The sequence below is a fragment of the Flavobacterium sp. K77 genome (genome assembly GCF_021608205.1).
Taxonomy (GTDB): Bacteria; Bacteroidota; Bacteroidia; order Flavobacteriales; family Flavobacteriaceae; genus Flavobacterium; species Flavobacterium turcicum.
In genome coordinates, this window is sequence record NZ_JAKIHO010000001.1 from 621218 (window position 1) to 643181 (window position 21964).

Here is a 21964-nt window from a genome sequence, read left to right on the forward strand (position 1 = left end):
TAGTTAATTTGCATCAATTATGAAATCACAGCATCAAGTTATTCTATCCATAGGCAGTAATCAAGGCGATCGCTTGGCTACAATTGAGCAGAGTCTTCAACTGATTCATCAACAAGTGGGCACTATTTTGCGTGTTTCTAGATTGTATCAAACACCTGCATGGGGTTTTGAGAGCGATGATTTTTATAATTGCGCTGTTGTGATTCATACCTATAGCAGTGCGCACAAAGTTTTGACTCAGGTTTTAAAAATTGAGAAACAATTGGGTAGGTCTCGTAAAAGCACAGCCGGCTATGCTGCCCGAACTATTGATATCGATATTATTGCGTTTGATAATGAAGTAATCCAGTCTGAAAAATTACAAATTCCGCATCCTTTAATGCAAGATCGCAATTTTGTATTGCTGCCTTTACAAGACTTACAATTAGACTGGGAGCATCCCGTTTTGGGCAAGACAATAACCCAAATGGTATCTTTGTCAACAGATGTTAGCCCTTGTGATGTTGTGCAAAATATGACACAACCTTTGCAAAGCATTCCGATTGAACGCTACAATTATGTTGCTTTCGAAGGAAATATTGGAGCCGGTAAAACGACATTGGCAACCAAAATTGCAGAGGACTTCAACGCGAAAACAGTTTTAGAACGTTTTGCTGATAATCCATTTTTACCAAAATTTTATAAAGATCAAAATCGATACGCGTTTCCGCTTGAGATGTCATTCCTTGCGGATAGGTACCAACAATTATCAGATGACTTGGCGCAATTCGATTTATTTAAAGATTTTTTGGTAGCCGATTATCACATTTTTAAATCCTTGATTTTTGCAAAAATCACTTTGGCAGAAGATGAATACCGTTTGTATCGCAATCTTTTTGATATCATTTACAAAGAAATGCCAAGGCCTGATTTGTATGTGTACTTATATCAAAATTCAGAACGTTTGTTGCAAAACATCAAAAAAAGGGGACGCAGTTACGAGCAAAAAATTCCAGCTGATTATTTAGATAAAATCAACAGCGGTTATTTGGATTATATCAAGTCGCAAACCAATTTAAATGTACTAATCATCGATGTTTCTGATCGTGATTTTGTAAAAAATCAAGAAGACTATCTGTACATATTGGAGGAAATCAAGAAAAAAATGCTTGCCCAAAATTTTTAATTTCTTTCTTGGCTCTTATCTTTTAAGTGAAAAGTGCCCTCTTTTTTCTGGTGATGTAGCGTCTAGTTTAAGTACAAACCAATAATCATCAGCCGGCAAAGGAATTTTATTAAAAGTGCCATCCCAAAATGTTTTGGATTGGTTGAGAACTACAATTAATTTTCCGTAACGATCAAAAATAGAGACTTTTGCTTGCGGATAATTGATAAGACCTTTGATTTCCCAAATATCATTGTAAGAATCGTTATTAGGGGTGAAGAATTTAGGAGCAATAACCACTACGAAAGGTTCTGAATCAATGCCGCAACCATTTTTTTCTCGTATAAAAGCAGTTTGTAAACCACTTGGGACATTAAAAAAAACATTCGAATTTTGGTAATTAGTACCATCTACAGAGTATTCGTAATAATTTTGTTCCGTTTCAGGATAAATTACAACTCTATTTTCGTTTACATCAATTCGATCTATTGTAGGCGCTAAATATTCTACTACATTAATTTTTTTAACGGCGCTGCATCCTTGGCTATCGGTTACTTTTACAGTATATGTGCCACCTGAGGAAACTTGAATAGTTTGAGTTCGTGCACCGGTTGACCACTCATAACTTACATTGGCTATACCTGCATCAAGAGTTAGGTTGTCGTTTTGGCATAGAATTAAATCTTGATCTGTAACTGATGGAGGTGTATTGATTTCTACAGTAACAGCTGTTCTGCCGCCATCAGTACAGTTATTATTAAAAGCTTGGGCATAATAAGTAGTATTTTGTGTTACGTTGGCAATTGTTACACTAGTTCCTGTGGCAATAATTTGAGTTGAAGTAGCGCTTTCGTACCAGTTGATGATTCCTGTATTTGTAGTTGCTTGTAAAGTTACGCTGCCAGCGCCACAGCGTGTAACGGGTGAATTAGTACTTGTAATACTCGGAATTTGTTGTACGGTAGCAATTACTGCTGTACGATTCGTTGGACAGCCTGCTGAAACATAATAGGTTTTAGAATTTGTTAAAAACTCGGTAGTAAATGAAGGGCCGCTAAAAAGTATACTCCCACCAGTTGGAGTGTCGTACCAGTCTAATGTGCCCGTAGTGGCGGTTGCTTGAAGAATGAGGGTTCCAGAGCCACAACGGCTATCAGGTGTAGTAGTGGTGATTTTGGCAATAGTCATAGTGGTGCTAGTTGCAATTTCAAGTACAGGATCACCTGGCATGCCACCATATTCAACAATATATCCTTTGGGTTGATAATCTCCGCTAGTATCTCCGGTGTTAGATAAATCATTCCATGAACCAGGAATTCCAACACCAGGCGCTGTGATATGAGCAAAATCTTCGTTACCAGAATTATTGGGTTCATTTCTATTCCAGAACGCAAATTGATTAGCGGGTGCCGATCCATTGGCGAGTCCATTCCAAAATATAGTTCCGTTTTCAGGGCCAGTTACCCATTTCCAAACACCTTCGGTTTCTGCATCACTTCCTCCAATCCATCCTGTTCCTTGGGCTTGCTCTCCAGATATTTGTGCTTCATCTGCAGCTGTTAATGTGGCTAAATAGCCTCGTAATCCAAAGTAATTGCTGTTTTCTGCTGCTATTTTTGCATCCTGCCACGGTATATTTATTGCTGAAATAAATCGGTAATAATGTCCATTTCGCGGTAAGTAATTGGCTTGTCCTAGAGTTATAGAAAAAGTTCTCGCAGTTCCCGCTGGATTCGCGCTTGAGTTGCTAAAGACAACATTTTTAATGGCGCGCACAAAATCTTGATAAAGTACTTTTGCACCACTAATTGGACTTGACAATTGTAACTTACCTTCAACAGCACTCCACGTCGCAATTATGGTGGGATGCATGGCTGTGTTGGTTAATGTAAGTAGATCTTGTCCGTTAGCGTAACCGCCAGTGATTTGTATGTAAACTGCTTCTGTTCCTATGTCAGTTGCATCGGCGCCAGTAATGGTAATATCAGTAACTACATTTAAAGGACTTCCTGGGCAAAATATTTGATTACCACTTGCTGCTATTCGAGGTGAATTAACCGCAAGAGTTGTTTTTGTTTTTTTAGAAATTGAGTCACCTTCTTTTTTAAAAATCAGATTTGTATTAGCAATCGCTGCATTTGCAATCATTGGGGCAAATACTAGGAAAGCCAACGTTATTTTTAAAAAAGTATTTAATTTCATGGGGAACAAATTACTTGATATAGTACTTTAATTAGCAGGCCAATTTAATTTTTGAAATAAATCCCAAATCACAATTCCTGCACTTACTGCAATATTCAAGGAATGTTTGGTGCCCAATTGCGGAATTTCTATTGAGCCATCGCATAGTGCCACTGCTTCTTGTGAAACTCCGTGAACTTCATTTCCAAACACAATTGCATATCGTTTTTGAGGTTCTATTTTAAAATTTTGCAATAAAATTGCACTTTCTACTTGCTCAATTGCAAGTGTTGTAATGTTGTCATCTTTTAGTTTAGTGATTACGTCAAGAACGCTTTCACAATGCTCCCAAGCTACTGTTTCGGTTGCGCCAAGAGCTGTTTTATGAATTTCTTTGTTAGGAGGTGTGGCTGTAATACCGCAGAGGTAAATTTTTTCGATCAAAAAGGCATCCGAAGTACGAAAAACAGAACCAATATTATGCAAGCTTCTTACATCATCAAGAACTACGATGAGTGGTGTTTTTTCTGATTGTTTGAAATCAGCAATCGATTTTCGCTCTAACTCGCTATTTTCTAGCTTTCTCATATTTTATATTTTATCAAAAAAAAAGCTTCCAGATGGTTATGGAAGCTTTTCTAGTATGTTTGGTATTCCTTAGCTTTTCGCTGCCTCAAGAGGTAAAACGTTTCCTTTGATAGTTAATGTTTTACTTGGAGTTACTGCATTTGTAGTCAAAGTAACTGTTTTTGTAAACGGTTGTCCCGCTCTTGAAGTATCATATTTCACACCAATAACACCTTTTGCACCTGGAGCGATAGGTTGTTTTGGGTAAGTAGGTACTGTACATCCGCAAGAACCTTGAGCGTTTGTAATAATTAACGGCTTGTTACCGTTGTTAGTAAATACAAATTCTCTTCTTCCGTCAGAGTTAGCGGCAATATTTCCGTAATCAATAGTTTCTGTAACAAAAACCATCCCTGCACCATTAACTTTAGCGCTAGCAATTTTCGTGTTTTTAGCTTTTAATTTTTTTGAAGTCTCTTGCGCATTCGAAGTAGTAACTCCCAAAGTAACTAGCAAGGCTAGAGCAATTATCTTTTTCATTTCTTTTAATTTTTATTATGTTATACAAATTTATGTAATTTTTCGTTTTATAGGCCTAATTTTTTCTTAAATAACTTGTTTAATTTTTTTGAATCTCCACATTTTTGGTCAAAAAACTATAAATTCGCCCTGAAATTAAATTTAAAAAGCAAAATACATTGGCCTCTAAAGATAAAGCAGTTAAGGAAACACCGTTGATGAAACAATACAATGAAATCAAAAGGAAGTATCCGGATGCTTGTTTATTGTTTCGTGTAGGTGATTTTTATGAAACCTTTGGTGAAGACGCTGTTCGAGCCTCGAAAATTTTAGGAATTGTTTTAACTAAACGTGGTGCAGGATCTGAGGGAGAAACTGCTTTGGCCGGATTTCCGCACCATTCCTTAAATACGTATTTGCCTAAATTGGTCAAAGCGGGACTGCGAGTGGCTATTTGCGATCAGCTCGAAGATCCTAAAATGACCAAAACGATTGTGAAACGTGGCGTAACCGAATTGGTAACACCAGGAGTTTCGCTTAATGATGAGGTGCTGCAATCTAAAACTAATAATTTTTTGGCAGCCATTTTTTTTGCCAATAAATCAATAGGTATTTCATTTTTAGATGTTTCAACAGGCGAGTTTTTAACCGCTCAGGGCAATGCGGAATACATTGATAAATTATTGCAAAACTTCAACCCAAGTGAGGTTTTGATTCCGAAAAATAAAAAAGTAGAATTTAAAGAAACTTTTGGCGAAGATTTTCACTGTTTTTATCTCGAAGATTGGATTTACAAACAGGACTACGCATTTGAAACTTTAACCAAGCATTTCCAAACGGTTTCCTTGAAAGGATTTGGAGTAGAGGAGTTGGCGGATGGAATTATTGCATCGGGAGCTATTTTGTATTACCTCTCGGAAACACAACATAATAGAGTACAGCATATTACTTCAATTCAGCGTATTGCTGAAGATGCTTATGTTTGGATGGATCGTTTTACCATTCGTAACCTAGAATTATACCATAGTTACAATCCAAATGCGGTCACATTGCTTGATGTAATTGATAAAACGCTTTCGCCAATGGGTGGGCGATTACTCAAAAGGTGGCTAGCTTTGCCTTTAAAAGACAGTCATAAAATAAAAGGTCGACATGAAGTGGTGACCTATTTAAAAAACAATCAAGAAGTTTTAAGAGACATTCAAAATCAAATCAAGCAAATTTCTGATTTGGAGCGATTGATTTCAAAAATTGCTGCTGGAAAGGTGTCGCCTCGTGAGGTAGTGTACCTGAAGGAATCGTTAGACGCGATAGTGCCTATCAAAAAGTTGGCTTTGGCTAGCCCGCAGGAAGCGGTAAAAATCATTGGTGATAGTTTGCATGGTTGCGATTTACTTCGCGAAAAAATAAATACGGTATTAAATCAAGATGCGCCAGTGGCTATTTCAAAAGGAAATGCCATTGCTACCGGCGTACATGCGGAGCTAGATGAGTTAAGAGCAATTTCAACTTCGGGGAAGGAATTTTTAGAGGGTATTGAAAAACGCGAATCACAAGCAACGGGGATTTCGTCATTAAAAATATCGTTTAATAATGTTTTTGGTTACTACATCGAAGTGCGAAACATGCACAAAGATAAAGTTCCAACCGAATGGATTCGAAAACAAACCTTGGTAAACGCAGAACGTTATATCACAGAAGAACTAAAAGAATACGAAACTAAAATTTTAGGTGCTGAGGAAAAAATTCACAAAATAGAAGTAGAGTTGTTCGAGCAATTGGTAGCTTGGATAGCAACTTACATCAAGCCTGTACAAATGAATGCTAATTTGATAGCGCAATTGGACTGTTTGTGTTCCTTTACGCAACTCGCCATCGAAAATCAATACGTTTGTCCTGATTTAGATGAGAGTTTTGAGTTGGATATTAAAAACGGTAGGCATCCTGTTATCGAAAAGCAATTACCCGTAGGTACGCCCTACATTGCTAATGATGTTTTTTTAGATCGCGATACGCAGCAAGTTATCATGATTACTGGTCCCAATATGTCGGGTAAGTCGGCTATTTTGCGTCAAACCGCATTAATTGTATTGCTGGCGCAGATGGGAAGTTTTGTTCCTGCAGAGAGTGTTCGAATGGGCGTTGTAGATAAAATTTTTACGCGAGTAGGAGCAAGTGATAATATTTCGATGGGAGAATCTACTTTCATGGTTGAGATGAACGAGACGGCATCGATCTTGAATAACATCTCAGATAGAAGTTTGGTTTTATTAGATGAAATTGGTCGCGGAACGAGTACCTATGACGGAATTTCGATTGCTTGGGCCATAGCCGAATTTTTGCATGAACACCCAGCGCAGCCTAAAACTTTGTTCGCAACACATTATCATGAGTTGAATGAAATGAGTGAATCGCTGACTCGAATTCAAAACTATAATGTAGCAGTGAAAGAATTGAAAGACACCGTTCTTTTTGTTCGAAAATTAGTAAAAGGAGGAAGTGCTCATAGTTTTGGAATTCATGTGGCTAAAATGGCTGGAATGCCACAAATAGTGATTTTAAAAGCACAAAAACTACTCAAGAAGCTTGAGAAAAATCATTCAAGTGAATCGCTTAATGGAAATTCAGTTGCGAAGAGAGGCGCTAGTTTAAAAGAAGCGCAAACCGAAACCATGCAAATGAGTTTTTTCAACCTTGATGATCCTTTGCTAGAAGAAATAAAAGAGGAAATTATCAGTCTTGATATTAATACCATAACGCCAATGGAGGCGTTAATGAAACTCAATGAAATTAAAAGAATGTTGACGCGAAAATAATTTAGTTTTTTAAGCGCACGTTATCAGATTGTTATCATTTTTGTTTAATTTTTTTGAAAAAAAGGCTTGTTTAATTCAATAAATGTCCTAAATTTGCAACCGCAATACAGAACAAGTGTTGCGGTTCTTTTAAATAAAAAACGCGAAAATAGCTCAGTTGGTAGAGCGCGACCTTGCCAAGGTCGAGGTCGCGGGTTCGAGCCCCGTTTTTCGCTCAAACACCTCTTAATGCTCGGATGGTGAAATTGGTAGACACGCTGGACTTAAAATCCAGTGAACAGCAATGTTCGTGCGGGTTCAAGTCCCGCTCTGAGTACAAAAGCCCCTTCAATTGAAGGGGCTTTTTTTATGACCTATAGTCAAAACATTTATGTTGTTTTGATTGAAGGGTGGTCAGGCTGTCTAACGAGATTTAATTTTGAAAAAACAATCAATATGGGGGCTTTTGTTATTAGTAAGCGCTACAATGATGAGTATAAGTTTGTTTTTACCTCAAGGAAAGGAAAAGTGATTTTTACAAGTTTGAGTTACGAATTGAAGTTCGAAGCGGAGGAGGCTATTGAGCATTTTAAAAAAGTACTTTCGTCAGCTGATTTTTTAAAATTTAAATCGACTAGTGGGAAGTTTTTTTTTAAAGTAGTTCTCGAAGGGCATCATTTTGCTACCAGTCGAAAATACACAACGGCTTTGCGTTTGCAAAAAGGGATAGATGAAATTGTGAAATACGGCTCGGCAGCAGAGATCTTAGATTTCTCAACCAACGACTGTATTTTTTTAGATTAAAAGAAAAGAGTCTTGAAAACGATAACGTATTCAAGACTCTTTTTGTTTTGCGCAATGAAATTATTTCATTTTACGACATAAAAAAGCCATCTCGCTAAGCGGATGGCTTTAAAATTTTTAGAATTTAAGTTCTAATTATTTTTTTGCAGCTTCAGTAGCAACTTCAGCAGCTTCAGTTCCAGCAGCAGCAGCAGAATCAACTACTTGCGCAGCAGAATCAACAACTTGTGCAGCAGAATCAACTACCATAGCAGCAGAATCAACAGTAGCAGCAGCTTCATCAGTAGCAGGTGCATCAGCTTTTTTACAAGAAACAACAGTTAATACAGCAACAGCAGCTAAACTTAAAAATACTTTTTTCATCTTAATTTAATATAAAGGTTAATTATTAATTCGTGGCAAAGATATAAATTTTTTAATATGGAAAATATTTTTTCATTTATTTTTTAAAAAATATTATTCTTTCCCAGTGCTCAGCAAATTTACAATTATTGTGCCAGTTTTTGCACATCAAATGTAATTTTTTTTAAAGTTTTATTTGGACTTTTTTTCTGACTGCTTTTGTTTTAATGGTTTATTTATCAATGCCTTGTCTTTTTTAGGGTGTACAAGTTTTAATTCGGCCATTAAGTTTTTTGCGCCAGCGTATTTGTCCATGATAAATAATACGTATCTAATGTCTACCATGATGTTTCTACAGATACTAGGATCATAGTAAATATCACTCATTGTACCTTCCCATACACGGTCAAAATTAAGACCAATCAAATTACCGTTGGCATCCACTGCAGGGCTTCCTGAGTTACCTCCTGTCGTATGGTTGGTTCCAATAAAACACACTGGCATTTTACCGTTAGCATCGCTGTAATTGCCATAATCTTTGTTTTTGTACAACTCCACTAATTTTGAAGGAACATCAAATTCATAATCTCCAGGAATGTATTTTTCCATCACACCTTCGAGATAGGTTACAGGAGTGTACAAGGTGGCGTCTTTTGGTTCGTAACCCTTTACTTTTCCATAGGTAACACGCAAGGTACTATTAGCATCTGGAAACAAACGACCGTTAGCATTAAGTTCTAATTGTGCTTTCATATATGTGCGCTGCAAAGCAGTTATGGTTTGGTTTATCTCATCGTATTTCGGGGCAATTTGGGTGTTGTAACTATCCGCAAGTTCCTTTACCAGTTGGTAGGCCGGATCTTTTCTTAGATTAGCTAAAGCAGTAGCCGAATCACCAGAAAGTAACTCTTTTAAGCCCGCGTAGCTGGTGATTTTAGAAGTGCTGTATATGGCGGTAGCTAGTTTTTTTGCATCTACATTAGCTAGACTATTTGGTAAAAATTGTTTTGGTGATTTAGTGGCATACAAAGCGATCAATTGTTCGAAAACTTTTTCATCAACAGTTGCATTGAAGTTTTTATAAAAATCAGCTAGCCCGCCAATTAAATTGTTTTTTCGGTCATTGAAGGCTTGTTCACCTCTTGCGTTGTACACTTGCTCTAATTGGTACAAGCGGTATGCAGCACTTAACAACTCAGTGTTGCGCTGTACGGTTTCCATAAAGTAATCTCTAGCTAGAGCGTAAGGAGCAATTGCTGTGTAGTTTTTATCAAAATCAGCAAGTAGGGTTCCGTATTCTTTTTCTTTGCCTGCTTTTTTTACTTTTTCTTGAAAAGTTTTTTCGTCATTGCGTTTTACAGCTACAGCATTCGATTTTTGAAGACCTTGGGTTTCTCCAATCCATTTTTTCCAATAATTAGCAATACTAGCATATTTAGAGGCATACTGAATTTTAATAGCATTGTCTTTACGCATGAATCCGTCAGCTACTTTTAAGGCTTTATCACGAATCTCAATTTTTGCAGGATTAAGTTCGTTTACAATTTGTTCGATGGCTACAGATGGTAGGTATTCGTTGGTTTTTCCTGGGTAACCAAAAACAAGCGTAAAATCATCTTCGGCAACACCGTCAAGCGAAATAGGTAAGAAGTGTTTTGGAGTGTAAGGCACATTGTCTTTAGAGTATTTTGCGGGACGGTTATTTTTGTCAGCATAAATACGGAATAGCGAAAAATCTCCTGTATGACGTGGCCAAACCCAATTGTCTGTGTCAGACCCAAATTTCCCTATTGATGTAGGCGGAGCTCCAACCAAGCGCACATCAGAAAAAGTCTCTGTTACAAAAAGTAGATATTGATTGCCTTCGTAAAATGTACGAATTTTGTTTTCTTGCCAAGATTCTTTCGGGAAAGAGGCGCTCAATTTAGTGATGTTTTCTTGAATTTTTTTCTGTTTGTCGGCTTCGTTTGCAAGTGTTGCTGTACCTTCTAGTATTTGCGTAGTTACGTCTTCAATTTTCACCATAAAAGTAACAGTCAAATTTTCGTTTGGCAATTCGTCTTCCATTTTATAGGCCCAAAAACCATCAGCTAAATAATCTTTCTCAACTGAGGAGTGCGATTGAATTTGCGAATAACCGCAGTGGTGATTGGTAAGCAATAAGCCTTTTGGAGAAATTACTTCAGAAGTACAGCCACCGTTAAAATGCGGCACTGCGTCTTTCATGCTAGACTGATTCACATCATAAATGTCTTTGATTGACATTTTCATGCCTAGATTCTTCATTTCGGTTTCATTCATTCCTTTTAGTAAGGAGGGAATCCACATACCGCCTTGTTGCGCTTGTGTTTGAATGACAAATAGTAATAAGAATAATTTTAAAAATTTCATTGGTATATAATTTAGTTTGAGAAAAGTGTGATACAACTGGATGATTGATTTAAATTATAGTGGAACAGAAAATGACTTAATGTCGTTTGCCTTTCCAAGTGCCTCCGTATTTATATTGGGGCAATGATTTTGATTTTTCGCAGCAAGATTGACAAACGAAAATCCAGTTTTTTCCCGTGGCGATTTGAACCCGAAACATTGTACTGGCTGCAATAGAACAAATTTCACATATTTTGGTTTTCATTTTATTAGCTCAATAGCGACGCTTCATTTTTAAAAGCAATATTTACTTTGAATAGGTTTCTATAAAACGAATCAATATAATATATCTTTTAAAAAGTCCGTGTTTGATTATTTTATTAGCAATTTCAATCAGTTTTAAGACGCATTAATTTTCGATTATGCATTTCAAAACCGCTGGCAAGATACAATTTTTGCGCTTTTGTATTGTGTGGTTCTACCTCAAGATAGATCAGTTTTAACGATAATTTATGGCTTTCGGCTTTTATAAAATCTATGGCTTTGCTGCCAATGCCTTTGCCTCGAGCTGTTTCTGTGACGAATAATTCATCTAAAAAAGCAATTTTTCCTTGGTACTCAAAACTAAACACAAAAGTTAGAATGATATAGCCAACCACTTGCTCTTGCCAATAGATCAACCAAGCTTTTCCAAAGGATGGATTGTCTATAAATTGATCTAGTAATTCTCTCGTCGTTTCAATAGCAATAGGATAGCCGTCAATGGCGTAAAAATCGACCATCAAAGTACTGACAGTATTTACATCTTGTTTATCTATTGGTTTAAAGTGAATCATATTGATCTATTTAGTAGCGTAAAGGTAGTTAATATCGAATTTGGTCTTGCCATAACCGTTCGTCATTTCGATACAACCGTTCGTCATTTTTCGGTAAAACAAGAGCAGAAGCCGTTCTATATTTGTCTCATCATAACAAACAAAAACAATTTAAAACAAATGACAATGAGAACAGAAATTTTAAAAAAAGGAGTAGTCGTAGCAAAAGCAGTAGTAGGTTTTTTAATAGGCTTTGCATTGTTTCATCTAGTTAAAACGTTAATCGGCTAAACTCAAATTGGCCTAGGCAATTCGAACATCAATCAATCAAGTAACATCTATGGGACAATACAAGGCAAACTCAATAAATTCTCAAAATTTCAATTTAACATTTGGCAATCAGAAAATTGGGGAACTAATTTATGAAAAATGGTATTCTTTCAACGCTGAAATTTTAATGTCTGACGGTGCAAAATATCAACTTGAACCACAAGGTTTTTGGGACTCTAAAATTGAGTTGAAAGACGGCACAAAAGCTTTATTAGAATTTAAAATGGGTTGGAAAGGAATAATTATCAAAACCTTTTTTGATAACAAAGAAGATACTTTTTTACTAAAACTTAACGGACTTTTGAGTAGTAAGTTTGTTTTAATTGACCCAGACAAAAGAGAGTTAATGGTTGCTGAAACTGATTTTAAATGGAATAAACTTAACTATGACTATAATATTGAAACAACCCAAAACTTCGACAAGTTTGACAATAAGGAATTATTAATACTTACAATATTGCACTGCATAAATTACTATATGACAATTTTTGTATCAGCAGAATAAAATGACAAAAGAAGCACGAAAAATGCCCGAACCGCTAACAGCCGTTTGGCGTGAATGGGGTTTTGGGCTGAATTTAAGGATAGATTTGTGTTTGGAAAATTTGTGTTTAACCGAAAAATCCCACACCTTTAATCCTCAACCTCGCAAAGCGCCAAAACGTTAAAATGTTAATTGGCTAAACCAAATTGGAGTAGGCAATTCGAACATCAATCAATTAATCAATCAATCATAAAAAGTATGAAAACAGAATTTCTAAAAAAAGGGATAGTTGTAGTAAAAGCAGTTTTAAGTTTTACAATTGGAGTTTTACTAGCTTACTTATTGAAATTAATAATAGCTTAAAAAACAGATCATCAATCAAATCAAATCAAAATCAATCAAAATCAATCAAAATCAAATCAATTGAAATCATGAAAAAAAACATCATAGCACTTGCGCTAGCAATAATGGGATTATCAAATGTCAATGCACAAACAGCTCAACCAGAAACAAAGAAACCTGGCGATATTTCATTGCCTTCGTCTAAAGGAGCGCTAGAAAAATTAGCCTCTTTTGACGATGGAAATTACAAATATTCCGTTGAAGATTTCTACACAAAACCAAAAGCAAGAACGTTTAGATTATCACCTGACGGATTACGCATGTCTTATTTTCAAAAAATGGATAACGGCAAAACCAATGTGTACGTAAAGGAGATTAAAACAGGCAAAGTTTCGCTAACAATAGAGGAAAAAGAAGAACTCATCAAAACGTATTTTTGGTTGAATAATGAGCGATTAATTTATGCAATGGATAAAGGAGGAAATGAAAACATACATGTTTATTCTGCCGGTATTGACGGTTCTGCTCCAATTGATTTGACGCCTTTTGACGGTGTACAGGCAGAAATTAATACGGTACTAAAAAATCAAAGAGATTTTATTATCGTTTCTATGAATAAGGAAAACAAGCAACTTAAGGAACCTTATAAAATCAATACCAAAACGGGAGCTATAGAAAGATTATATGCCAATACGGACCTTAAAAATCCAATACTGGTCTATAATTTTGATCAAGATGGTAATCTAATAGGCTTTGTAAGAGTGGCTAATGGAATAAGTATGCAGTATTACTACAAGCCTTCAGGTGCTAACGATTTTAAATTGTTAAAAGAATTTGAATCTACAGAAACCTTCACATTTGTTTCTTTAAATTACCAAACGCCCAATCCCGATGATGCTTATGTAATATCAAATTTAGAATCTGATAAAACACAAATTGTTTTGTATGATTTGAAGCAGAATAAGATGATTAAAGAAATTTATTCTAACCCGACCTTTGATTCTAATATTCTAGGACTTTCTGAAAAAAGAAATTTTGAAGTGGACTACGTTGGTTTTAACGGAGAAAAAAACACCATCATCCCAATAAGTAAAACTTTTAAAAAGATATACGACAACATACAAAAGGAATTTAAGGATGCGCAATTTTCAATTGTTTCCCAAAGTGATGATGAAGAAAAAATGTTGATCATTGTTTCTAGTGATAAATTTTACGGGAAATATTATCAGTACGATTCAAAGTTAAATAAATTAACTTATATGTTCGATTTGATGCCAAAACTAGAACAAAAAGATATGGCTGTAATGAAGCCGATTTCTTTTAAAAGTCGTGACGGAATTTTAATTTACGGGTATATCACCTTGCCTAAAGAGGCTTTAGAAGGAAAAAAGGTACCTTTAATTGTTAATCCGCACGGTGGCCCACAAACGTTAAGAGACAGTTGGGGATTTAGTCCAGAAGGACAATTATTTGCGAGTCGTGGCTATGCTACTTTACATGTAAACTTCCGAATTTCAGGAGGATACGGAAAAGAATTTTTGAAAGCAGGATATGGTCAAATTGGACGTAAAGTGATGGATGATCTTGAAGATGGGGTGCAATATGTATTGACACAGGGATGGGTAAATAAAGATAAAATTGCTATTTATGGTGCAAGTCACGGAGGATATGCTACTTTGATGGGATTAGTAAAAACACCTGATTTATATGCGTGTGGAGTGGATTATGTGGGAATTTCAAACATTGAAACTTTTTTTAGTTCTTTTCCTGAATATTGGAAACCTTATACAGAAGCGACAAAGAAAATTTGGTATGATTTAGACAATCCTGCACAGGCTAAAATTGCCAAAGAGGTATCGCCTTTTTATCAAGTCGATAAAATCAAAAAGCCTTTGTTTGTGGTTCAAGGTGCAAATGATCCAAGGGTTAACATTGGAGAATCAGATCAAATGGTGACTGCTTTACGCAAAAAAGGATTTGAAGTTCCTTACATGGTCAAGTACAATGAAGGTCATGGTTTTCTTAGAGAAGAAAATCAAATTCAGCTTTATAAATCAATGCTTGGCTTTTTTGCACAACACTTGAAGTAGTAAAAATTAATTTGAAAAAGTTTACTTTTGGCGGAGTAGTTGTACTTCGCCAAAAGTTTTAAAAGGAATATTTTAATTTAAAACCCAAAATGATGGTAAAACTAATTTTGATTACAGTTATAAAGATTGTGGAGTACTTCACAGCACTAATTTCATAATTAAACAATGAAAACGAATTCAATAGAAAAAATATCAAAAAGAAAATATACGTTTTGGATCATTCAAATTGTGATCTGGACCATTATATTTGGATTTATATTTCTGCCTTCAATACTAAATCCCAAAAGCAATGTATTAGGATACGAAACATGGCAACTCCTTTTAGATTATTTTTCTCATACGGTTGCAATACTTTCGATAACCTATGCAGTTCGTTACTTTTTTAAAAAGTACATTGATTTTGAAAGTTTTTCTAAGAAAGATTTTTTTAAGTTATTGCTTGTTTTTTTAGTATCAAGCATTCTGTTTTTTGTATTCGTTAATGGATATAATTACTTGATGGCCACTTTTGTTTACGACAAAGCCGAGATTATCGATCATCCTAGCCAAAATCTAAAAGCTGGTGCGCTTGTTATGTTGACAGTTGCATTTTTGTTTTTTATATGGATGATTGCTTACACCGTAATTAAAACTATTTTCTTACTAAAAGACAATAAAATGAATCGGTTAGAGCTAGAGTCTACACTCAAAGAGTCACAGATTAATGCTTTAAAAGGGCAAATTAACCCGCATTTTATGTTTAATAGTTTAAACAATATCCGCGGTTTGATTCTGGAAAACCCAATGAAATCAAGGGAAATGATCACGCGATTGTCTGAAATGCTGCGGTATTCTTTGACAAAAAGCGAGGTAAATACCATTGCACTTGAAGAAGAAATTGAAATGGTTGAAAATTTTATTGCCATTTCAAAAATTCAATTGGAAGATCGATTGCAATTTATTTCAGAAATAGAAGAAGAGACTTTAAAATTACCTATTCCGCCTATGATCATTCAAATGTTGATTGAAAATGCTATAAAACACGGAATTTCACAACTAAAAAACGGCGGTATTTTATTGTTGGAAATCAAAAAAGAAAATACCGATTTACATATTCAAGTTAAGAATACAGGAAATTTATCGCAACAAACAGGAACTACACAATTAGGTCTCAAAAACATTCAAAGAAGATTACAGTTGATTTACGGCGAAAGCGCTACTTTTTCACTCAATGAATTTGAAAATGAAGTCATTGCTAAAATATCACTACCTATTTCTTAGTAACCGATGAAAAAAATAAAAGCTGTCATAGTCGAAGATTCTCGTTTGGCTCGCAATGAGCTAAAGGAATTAATTAAAAATCACCCTGAAATTCAAATAATTGGTGAAGCCGAAAATGTAGATTTAGGTTTTGAACTCATCAACAACACGCAACCTGATTTGCTTTTTCTGGACATTAACATGCCTGAAAAAGATGGTTTTGCCTTGCTTGAAATGCTCGATAATGTACCTATTACGGTTTTTACAACCGCCTTTGATGAGTATGCCATCAAGTCATTTGAATATAATGCGCTCGATTATTTATTAAAACCAATCAATCCAAAAAGGTTTGCACAAGCAATAGAAAAAGTAAATACAAACTTGATCGAAAGAGCCGAAAAAAATGAGAAGAAACTAGCTTTAGACAATCAGATTTTCATCAGAGATGGCGAAAATTGCTGGTTGGTAAAAATCTCTGATATTTATTTGTTTGAAGTTGATGGCAATTACACCAAAGTATTTTTTCAAAATGAAAAAGCCACGATCAACAAATCATTAAACCAAATTGAGGAAAAACTTCCCGAGAAATATTTTTTTAGAGCCAATAGAAACCAAATTGTAAATGTGCAATACATTGGTAAAATTGAAACCTGGTTTAGCGGTAATCTTTTAGCAGAACTTCCAAAAGATATCAAAGTCGAAATTTCTAGACGACAAGCCAGCAATTTCAAAGAAAAGCTAAGTTTATAGCAATGACTTAGTCTTCATCCAAGGCGTCAATGGTCATTAATTTGAATTCTAGTTTACAGCTCTTTTGCAAGAATTTTTAAAATTAGCTTGTTCTCTAAATCATAAAGATAATTATGCAACAGTAAGCACAATGATTCTTAATTTTCTTAATGAACTTAATGGTTTATTGATTTGTGAACGGTTGACGATACTAATTTAATTACTTCAACTAATTTAATCAAACCTATAAAAAACGTGTTAAATTCGACTCACAATCATTTGCGTTGCGCCTTTGCTCATTTGTACAAAAGTGCTGCACATATGTCCTTTTTCGTGACGGATGTCTTCATTTCGAATTAAATTTTCAAAAGCCTCGTTCAATTCTTGTTGATTTTTTATGGAAGTACAAGCGTCCATGTTAACCAATGCGATTGCTTCTGCAAAATGCGAATAATTGGCACCAATAACGATTGGAACACCAAAAGTAGCGGGTTCTAAAACATTGTGCACTCCAGGATTTCCAAAGCCTCCACCCACATAAGCAATATCAGCATAACTGTAAATTTTGGTTAAAATCCCAATAGTGTCAATGATAAAAACATCAAAATCGGCTAGGTTTTTATTTTCTTTTTCAGAGAATAAAACAGTTTTTCGGCTGATGCTATTTTTGAGTTTTTCAATTTGCTCGTCTTTAATATTGTGTGGAGCAATTATAAATTTCACATTCAAAGCAGTCGAGTTAAGGAAGTTTATTATGAAATCTTCATCCTTTGGCCAAGAACTTCCCACAACAATTGTAACCGAGTTATCCTTAAATTGAGCAATAAAATCCAGCGTATTGTCTTTTTCTAAAATGGTGGCCACACGATCAAAACGGGTGTCACCAGACACAATAACATTGGTTTTACCTAATTGTTGCAAGAGTTTTTTAGAACTTTCATTTTGTACAAAAAAGTAAGTAAAAGCATCGAGTGCTTTTCTGTAAAAGCCGCCATACCATTTAAAAAAGGCTTGGTTTTTTCTTAAAATTCCAGAAATCAAATAGGTTTTTATATCGCGTTTTTTGAGTTCGTTTAAGTAATTCGGCCAATATTCGTACTTGATAAAAAACACCATTTCAGGATGAACGAGGTCAAGAAATTGTTGTGCATTATCCTTTGTGTCCATTGGTAAATAAACCGTCACATCAGCTATAGCATTGTTTTTTCGGACTTCGTAGCCTGATGGGGAAAAAAAAGTCAAGACAATTTTATGACTTGGGAATTTTTCTTTTATTTTTTCAATCACGGGCAAGCCTTGTTCGTATTCGCCCAGAGATGCAGCATGAAACCAAATGGTTTTGTCTGTTGGTTTTATTTGCTGTTCAAGTTGCTTAAAAACACCTTTTCTTCCGTCTACAAAAAGTTTCATTTTTGGACTAAAAAGCGCCACAATTTTCAAAAGAAAACTCGCAACTAAAACTAATAAATTGTAGATAAAAAGCATGGCTAAAAATTTTGGGCTAAAATACGTTTTCTTTAAATGAATTTCTAGCGCATCATTTTTTTAAATTTCAAGACTGCGCAGTTTATTTTATTTTATTGCCTGCTTTTTAAGAAACGTTGTATTGGTATCAAGACATAAATAACTATTTTTGTTCTTCGTTTTAAGAAAGAAACCAGAATGTAATCGCAGGCTTCTCTTTCGAACATTAAACTGAAAATCGAAATGAAAAAAATCCAAATGGTTGACTTAAAAAGTCAATATGAAAAAATAAAAGAGGTTGTAGATGCTTCTATTCAAGAAGTTTTAGACACCAATACGTATATCAACGGACCTAAAGTGCACGAATTTCAAAAATCACTAGAGGAATATTTAGATGTAAAGCACGTAATTCCTTGTGCTAATGGTACTGATGCTTTGCAAATTGCAATGATGGGCTTGGATTTAAAGCCAGGTGATGAGGTTATTACTGCCGATTTTACTTTTGCAGCCACTGTTGAAGTAATCGCTTTGTTGCAACTAACTCCCGTATTGGTCGATGTAGACATGTACAACATGAACATCTCTATTGATGGGATTCGCAAAGCCATAACTCCAAAAACAAAAGCCATTGTACCTGTTCATTTATTTGGACGTGCGGCCAATATGGAAGCGATTATGGCTATTGCCAAAGAACATAATTTGTACGTGATTGAAGATAACGCACAAGCTATTGGTGCTAATTGCAAATTCTCTGACGGTACCAAAAAGAAAGCAGGAACTATTGGTCATGTGGGTGCGACTTCATTTTTTCCTTCTAAAAATTTAGGATGTTATGGAGATGGTGGAGCAATTTTTACCAATGATGATGCTTTGGCTGACAAACTTCGCGGAATAGTAAATCACGGAATGTATGAGCGTTACCACCACGATGTAGTGGGTGTAAACTCAAGACTAGACAGCATACAAGCAGCAGTTTTGAATGCTAAATTACCTTTATTAGATCAATACGGAAAAGCCAGACAAGATGCAGCACGTAAATATTCTGCGGCTTTTGAAGGGCATAAAAATATAATTGCACCAAGTATTTGTGATATTTGTGACTGTCACGTTTTTCATCAATATACTTTAAGAATTCTTGATGCTGACAGAAATGGTTTGATGCAACATTTGTTAGACAAAGGAATTCCTTGTGCTATTTATTACCCAATTCCGTTGCATTCGCAAAAAGCATACGCTGATGCTAGGTATAAAGAAGAAGACTTTCCGGTAACCAATCAGTTAGTAACTGAAGTACTTTCGTTACCAATGCACACTGAGTTAGATGATGAGCAAATTGCTTTCATTACATCAAGTGTTTTAGAATATTTACAATAATTTAAGAGACGCGGTTTTCGCGTCTTTTTTATGAATTAAATCAGTGTAAAAAATACACTTATAAAATAATTTATTATGAAAATACTAGTAACAGGAGGTTTAGGATTTATAGGATCACATACCGTTGTTGAATTACAAAACGAAGGATTCGAAGTTGTGGTTGTTGATAATTTATCGAACACTTCTTTGGATGTATTAGATGGAATTCAAAACATTACCGGAGTAAAGCCTGCATTTGAAAAAATTGATTTAAGAGAAAAAGATAAAGTTCAAGATTTTTTTAAAAGACATGATGATATTGCAGGGGTAATACATTTTGCGGCTTCAAAAGCGGTGGGCGAAAGTGTTGAAAATCCGTTGTTATATTATGAAAACAACATCAGTGCTTTGATTTACCTGTTGCAGGAATTACAACAAAAACCAGAAGCCAATTTTATTTTTAGTTCGTCTTGTACGGTTTACGGTCAAGCCGAAACGATGCCTATTACTGAGAATGCGTCTATTCAAACAGCTATGTCTCCGTACGGAAATACCAAACAAATAGGGGAAGAGATTATTACAGATACAGCCAAAGTTACCAATATCAACGCGATTTTATTGCGTTATTTCAACCCAATTGGATCGCATCCATCAGCTGAAATTGGAGAATTGCCATTGGGTGTTCCACAAAACTTAGTGCCTTTTATTACGCAAACCGGAATGGGATTGCGAGCAGAATTATCAGTTTATGGAAACGATTATCCTACGCCTGATGGTACTGCCATTCGCGATTATATTCACGTAGTTGATTTGGCGAAAGCCCATGTTATTGCATTGCAGCGCTTATTGAATAAGAAAAATCAAACCAAAGTTGAGACGTTCAATTTAGGTACCGGTACCGGAAGTTCGGTTCTGGAAGTAATTGAAACTTTCGAGAAAGTAAGTGGGAAGCAGTTGCCTTATAAAATTGTAGGTCGACGCGAAGGAGACATTACATCAGCCTATGCTAGTACTGAAAGAGCTAATGAGGTTTTAGGTTGGAAAGCACAATCAACACTAGAAGAAGCCATGGCAAGTGCCTGGAAATGGGAACAGAAAGTAAGAGCATAATTGAAAAAAGGCAGTCTACAAAGACTGCCTTTTTTTATTGATTTATTTTTTCGCTGCTTCTTTCATTTTTGCAGCCGCTTCATCTAATTTTGCTGCACCTTTTTCAAGTGCTTTTCCAGTTTTTGATTGTAGAGTATCTACTGCTTTGTCCATTTTAACTTCAGCAGTATCTAGTTTTTGCTCTAGTTCAACTCCTACAGCATCTTTTGCATCGTCTAATTTTTCTTTTGTTTCTTCTTTACAAGATACAGATACTAATGCTAAAAAGGCTATTCCTAAAATTACTTTTTTCATATTTTATTAATTTATGGGTTTGTATATTTTAAAGATATAAAAAAAATCCTCATAAACGCATGCCTATGAGAATTTTTTATAAACTGAAAAGTAGCTTATGCGTTGGCTGTAGCTGCTTCTTTATTGATTTTTCCAATTAACCCAGCAAGTACTTTTCCAGGACCAACTTCGGTAAATAAGGTTGCTCCATCAGCAATCATTTGCTGTACAGATTGCGTCCATTTTACAGGAGCTGTTAATTGAATGATTAGATTTTTCTTGATTTCGTTCGGGTCCGAAACGGCATTTGCAGTTACATTTTGATACACCGGACATATTGGAGTTGAAAAAGTAGTGGCCTCAATAGCTGCAGCTAATTCTTCACGAGCTGGCTCCATCATTGGAGAGTGGAAAGCACCACCTACTGGTAAAATCAAGGCTCTTTTGGCACCCGCTTCTTTCATTTTTTCGCATGCTAGTTCAACAGCTTTGTATTCACCAGAAATCACCAATTGTCCAGGACAGTTGTAATTTGCAGCTACTACAACACCATCGATAGAAGCACAAATGTCTTCAACAATTTTATCGTCTAAATTTAAAACAGCGGCCATAGTTGAAGGAGTAATTTCGCAAGCTTTTTGCATAGCTAAAGCTCTTTGAGAAACTAGCTTTAAACCATCTTCAAAAGATAAAGCGCCATTAGCAACTAGTGCAGAGAATTCGCCAAGAGAATGTCCCGCTACCATTTCTGGAGTGAAATTCTCTAAAGTTTTAGCTAAAATTACAGAGTGTAAAAAAACAGCTGGTTGTGTTACTTTGGTTTCTTTTAACGCTTCGGCAGTTCCTTCAAACATGATATCGGTAATGCGAAATCCTAAAATTTCGTTCGCTTTTTCAAATAATTCTTTTGCAAGAGGACTGCTCTCGTACAAGTCTTTACCCATACCTGTAAATTGTGCGCCTTGCCCAGGAAAAACGTATGCTTTCATGTGTTTGTTTTAAAGATTGAAAAT

Annotated in this window: 18 protein-coding genes and 2 tRNA genes; 11 read left to right on the plus strand and 9 right to left on the minus strand. The window is 35.4% G+C overall.

Annotated elements, in window-relative coordinates:
* The first annotated feature begins 19 nt into the window (after positions 1–19).
* Positions 20–1165: a 2-amino-4-hydroxy-6-hydroxymethyldihydropteridine diphosphokinase gene (gene folK / locus L1S34_RS02715; protein ID WP_236362738.1), complete on the plus strand. Its 1146-nt coding sequence runs from the start codon at positions 20–22 to the stop codon at positions 1163–1165.
* A gap of 15 nt (positions 1166–1180) precedes the next feature.
* On the opposite strand, the gene L1S34_RS02720 is transcribed toward folK, so the two are convergent.
* From L1S34_RS02720 to L1S34_RS02730, 3 genes are all read right to left on the minus strand, one after another.
* Complete coding sequence (locus L1S34_RS02720; RefSeq protein ID WP_236362739.1) at positions 1181–3346, minus strand: T9SS type B sorting domain-containing protein; 2166 nt, start codon at positions 3344–3346, stop codon at positions 1181–1183.
* A 27-nt stretch (positions 3347–3373) separates the two neighbouring features.
* Complete coding sequence (locus L1S34_RS02725) at positions 3374–3913, minus strand: RNA methyltransferase (RefSeq protein WP_166133192.1); 540 nt, start codon at positions 3911–3913, stop codon at positions 3374–3376.
* A 69-nt stretch (positions 3914–3982) separates the two neighbouring features.
* Positions 3983–4432, minus strand: a complete 450-nt coding sequence (locus L1S34_RS02730; RefSeq protein WP_236362740.1) for a DUF1573 domain-containing protein — start codon at positions 4430–4432, stop codon at positions 3983–3985.
* Positions 4433–4590: 158 nt separating this feature from the next.
* Between L1S34_RS02730 and mutS the strand changes: the two genes are divergently transcribed.
* The 4 genes from mutS (at position 4591) to L1S34_RS02750 (ending at position 8010) form a co-directional block, all read left to right on the plus strand.
* Positions 4591–7227, plus strand: coding sequence for a DNA mismatch repair protein MutS (gene mutS / locus L1S34_RS02735; RefSeq protein ID WP_236362741.1), 2637 nt, complete (start codon positions 4591–4593; stop codon positions 7225–7227).
* A 142-nt stretch (positions 7228–7369) separates the two neighbouring features.
* Positions 7370–7442, plus strand: a tRNA-Gly gene (locus tag L1S34_RS02740).
* 15 nt (positions 7443–7457) lie between these two features.
* Positions 7458–7543 (plus strand) — tRNA-Leu (locus L1S34_RS02745).
* Positions 7544–7662: 119 nt separating this feature from the next.
* Positions 7663–8010: a DUF1508 domain-containing protein gene (locus L1S34_RS02750; protein ID WP_166133199.1), complete on the plus strand. Its 348-nt coding sequence runs from the start codon at positions 7663–7665 to the stop codon at positions 8008–8010.
* A 135-nt stretch (positions 8011–8145) separates the two neighbouring features.
* On the opposite strand, the gene L1S34_RS02755 is transcribed toward L1S34_RS02750, so the two are convergent.
* The 3 genes from L1S34_RS02755 to L1S34_RS02765 all read right to left on the minus strand — a co-directional run bounded on the left by L1S34_RS02755 (position 8146) and on the right by L1S34_RS02765 (position 11558).
* Positions 8146–8373: a PG1828 family lipoprotein gene (locus tag L1S34_RS02755; RefSeq protein ID WP_166133201.1), complete on the minus strand. Its 228-nt coding sequence runs from the start codon at positions 8371–8373 to the stop codon at positions 8146–8148.
* A 171-nt stretch (positions 8374–8544) separates the two neighbouring features.
* Complete coding sequence (locus L1S34_RS02760; RefSeq protein WP_236362742.1) at positions 8545–10743, minus strand: S46 family peptidase; 2199 nt, start codon at positions 10741–10743, stop codon at positions 8545–8547.
* A 368-nt stretch (positions 10744–11111) separates the two neighbouring features.
* Positions 11112–11558 carry a GNAT family N-acetyltransferase gene (locus L1S34_RS02765; protein ID WP_236362743.1) on the minus strand — a complete coding sequence of 149 codons (447 nt, stop codon included), beginning with the start codon at positions 11556–11558 and terminating at the stop codon, positions 11112–11114.
* Between the two features lie 319 nt (positions 11559–11877).
* On the opposite strand from L1S34_RS02765, the gene L1S34_RS02770 reads away from it, so the two are divergent.
* The 4 genes from L1S34_RS02770 to L1S34_RS02785 all read left to right on the plus strand — a co-directional run bounded on the left by L1S34_RS02770 (position 11878) and on the right by L1S34_RS02785 (position 16772).
* Positions 11878–12372 (plus strand): hypothetical protein, encoded by a 495-nt coding sequence (locus tag L1S34_RS02770; RefSeq protein WP_236362744.1) that lies wholly within the window; start codon positions 11878–11880, stop codon positions 12370–12372.
* Positions 12373–12782: 410 nt separating this feature from the next.
* Complete coding sequence (locus L1S34_RS02775; RefSeq protein WP_236362745.1) at positions 12783–14783, plus strand: alpha/beta hydrolase family protein; 2001 nt, start codon at positions 12783–12785, stop codon at positions 14781–14783.
* Positions 14784–14948: 165 nt separating this feature from the next.
* A complete protein-coding gene (locus tag L1S34_RS02780) occupies positions 14949–16043 on the plus strand; it encodes a sensor histidine kinase (RefSeq protein ID WP_236362746.1) in 1095 nt (364 codons plus the stop codon).
* 6 nt (positions 16044–16049) lie between these two features.
* Complete coding sequence (locus L1S34_RS02785; protein WP_236362747.1) at positions 16050–16772, plus strand: LytR/AlgR family response regulator transcription factor; 723 nt, start codon at positions 16050–16052, stop codon at positions 16770–16772.
* A 237-nt stretch (positions 16773–17009) separates the two neighbouring features.
* Here the strand turns inward: L1S34_RS02785 and L1S34_RS02790 are convergent, their stop codons facing one another.
* Positions 17010–18236 (minus strand): 3-deoxy-D-manno-octulosonic acid transferase, encoded by a 1227-nt coding sequence (locus L1S34_RS02790; RefSeq protein WP_236362748.1) that lies wholly within the window; start codon positions 18234–18236, stop codon positions 17010–17012.
* 222 nt (positions 18237–18458) lie between these two features.
* Between L1S34_RS02790 and L1S34_RS02795 the strand changes: the two genes are divergently transcribed.
* Together L1S34_RS02795 and galE are read left to right on the plus strand one after the other, a co-directional pair.
* The gene (locus L1S34_RS02795) at positions 18459–19589 is read left to right on the plus strand and encodes a DegT/DnrJ/EryC1/StrS family aminotransferase (RefSeq protein WP_236362749.1); all 1131 of its coding nucleotides are present in this window, start codon (positions 18459–18461) and stop codon (positions 19587–19589) included.
* 75 nt (positions 19590–19664) lie between these two features.
* Positions 19665–20678: a UDP-glucose 4-epimerase GalE gene (gene galE / locus L1S34_RS02800; RefSeq protein WP_236362750.1), complete on the plus strand. Its 1014-nt coding sequence runs from the start codon at positions 19665–19667 to the stop codon at positions 20676–20678.
* Between the two features lie 42 nt (positions 20679–20720).
* On the opposite strand, the gene L1S34_RS02805 is transcribed toward galE, so the two are convergent.
* Positions 20721–20972, minus strand: coding sequence for a hypothetical protein (locus tag L1S34_RS02805; RefSeq protein WP_166133219.1), 252 nt, complete (start codon positions 20970–20972; stop codon positions 20721–20723).
* Positions 20973–21067: 95 nt separating this feature from the next.
* Complete coding sequence (gene fabD, locus L1S34_RS02810; protein ID WP_236362751.1) at positions 21068–21940, minus strand: ACP S-malonyltransferase; 873 nt, start codon at positions 21938–21940, stop codon at positions 21068–21070.
* Between the last annotated feature and the right edge of the window lie 24 nt (positions 21941–21964).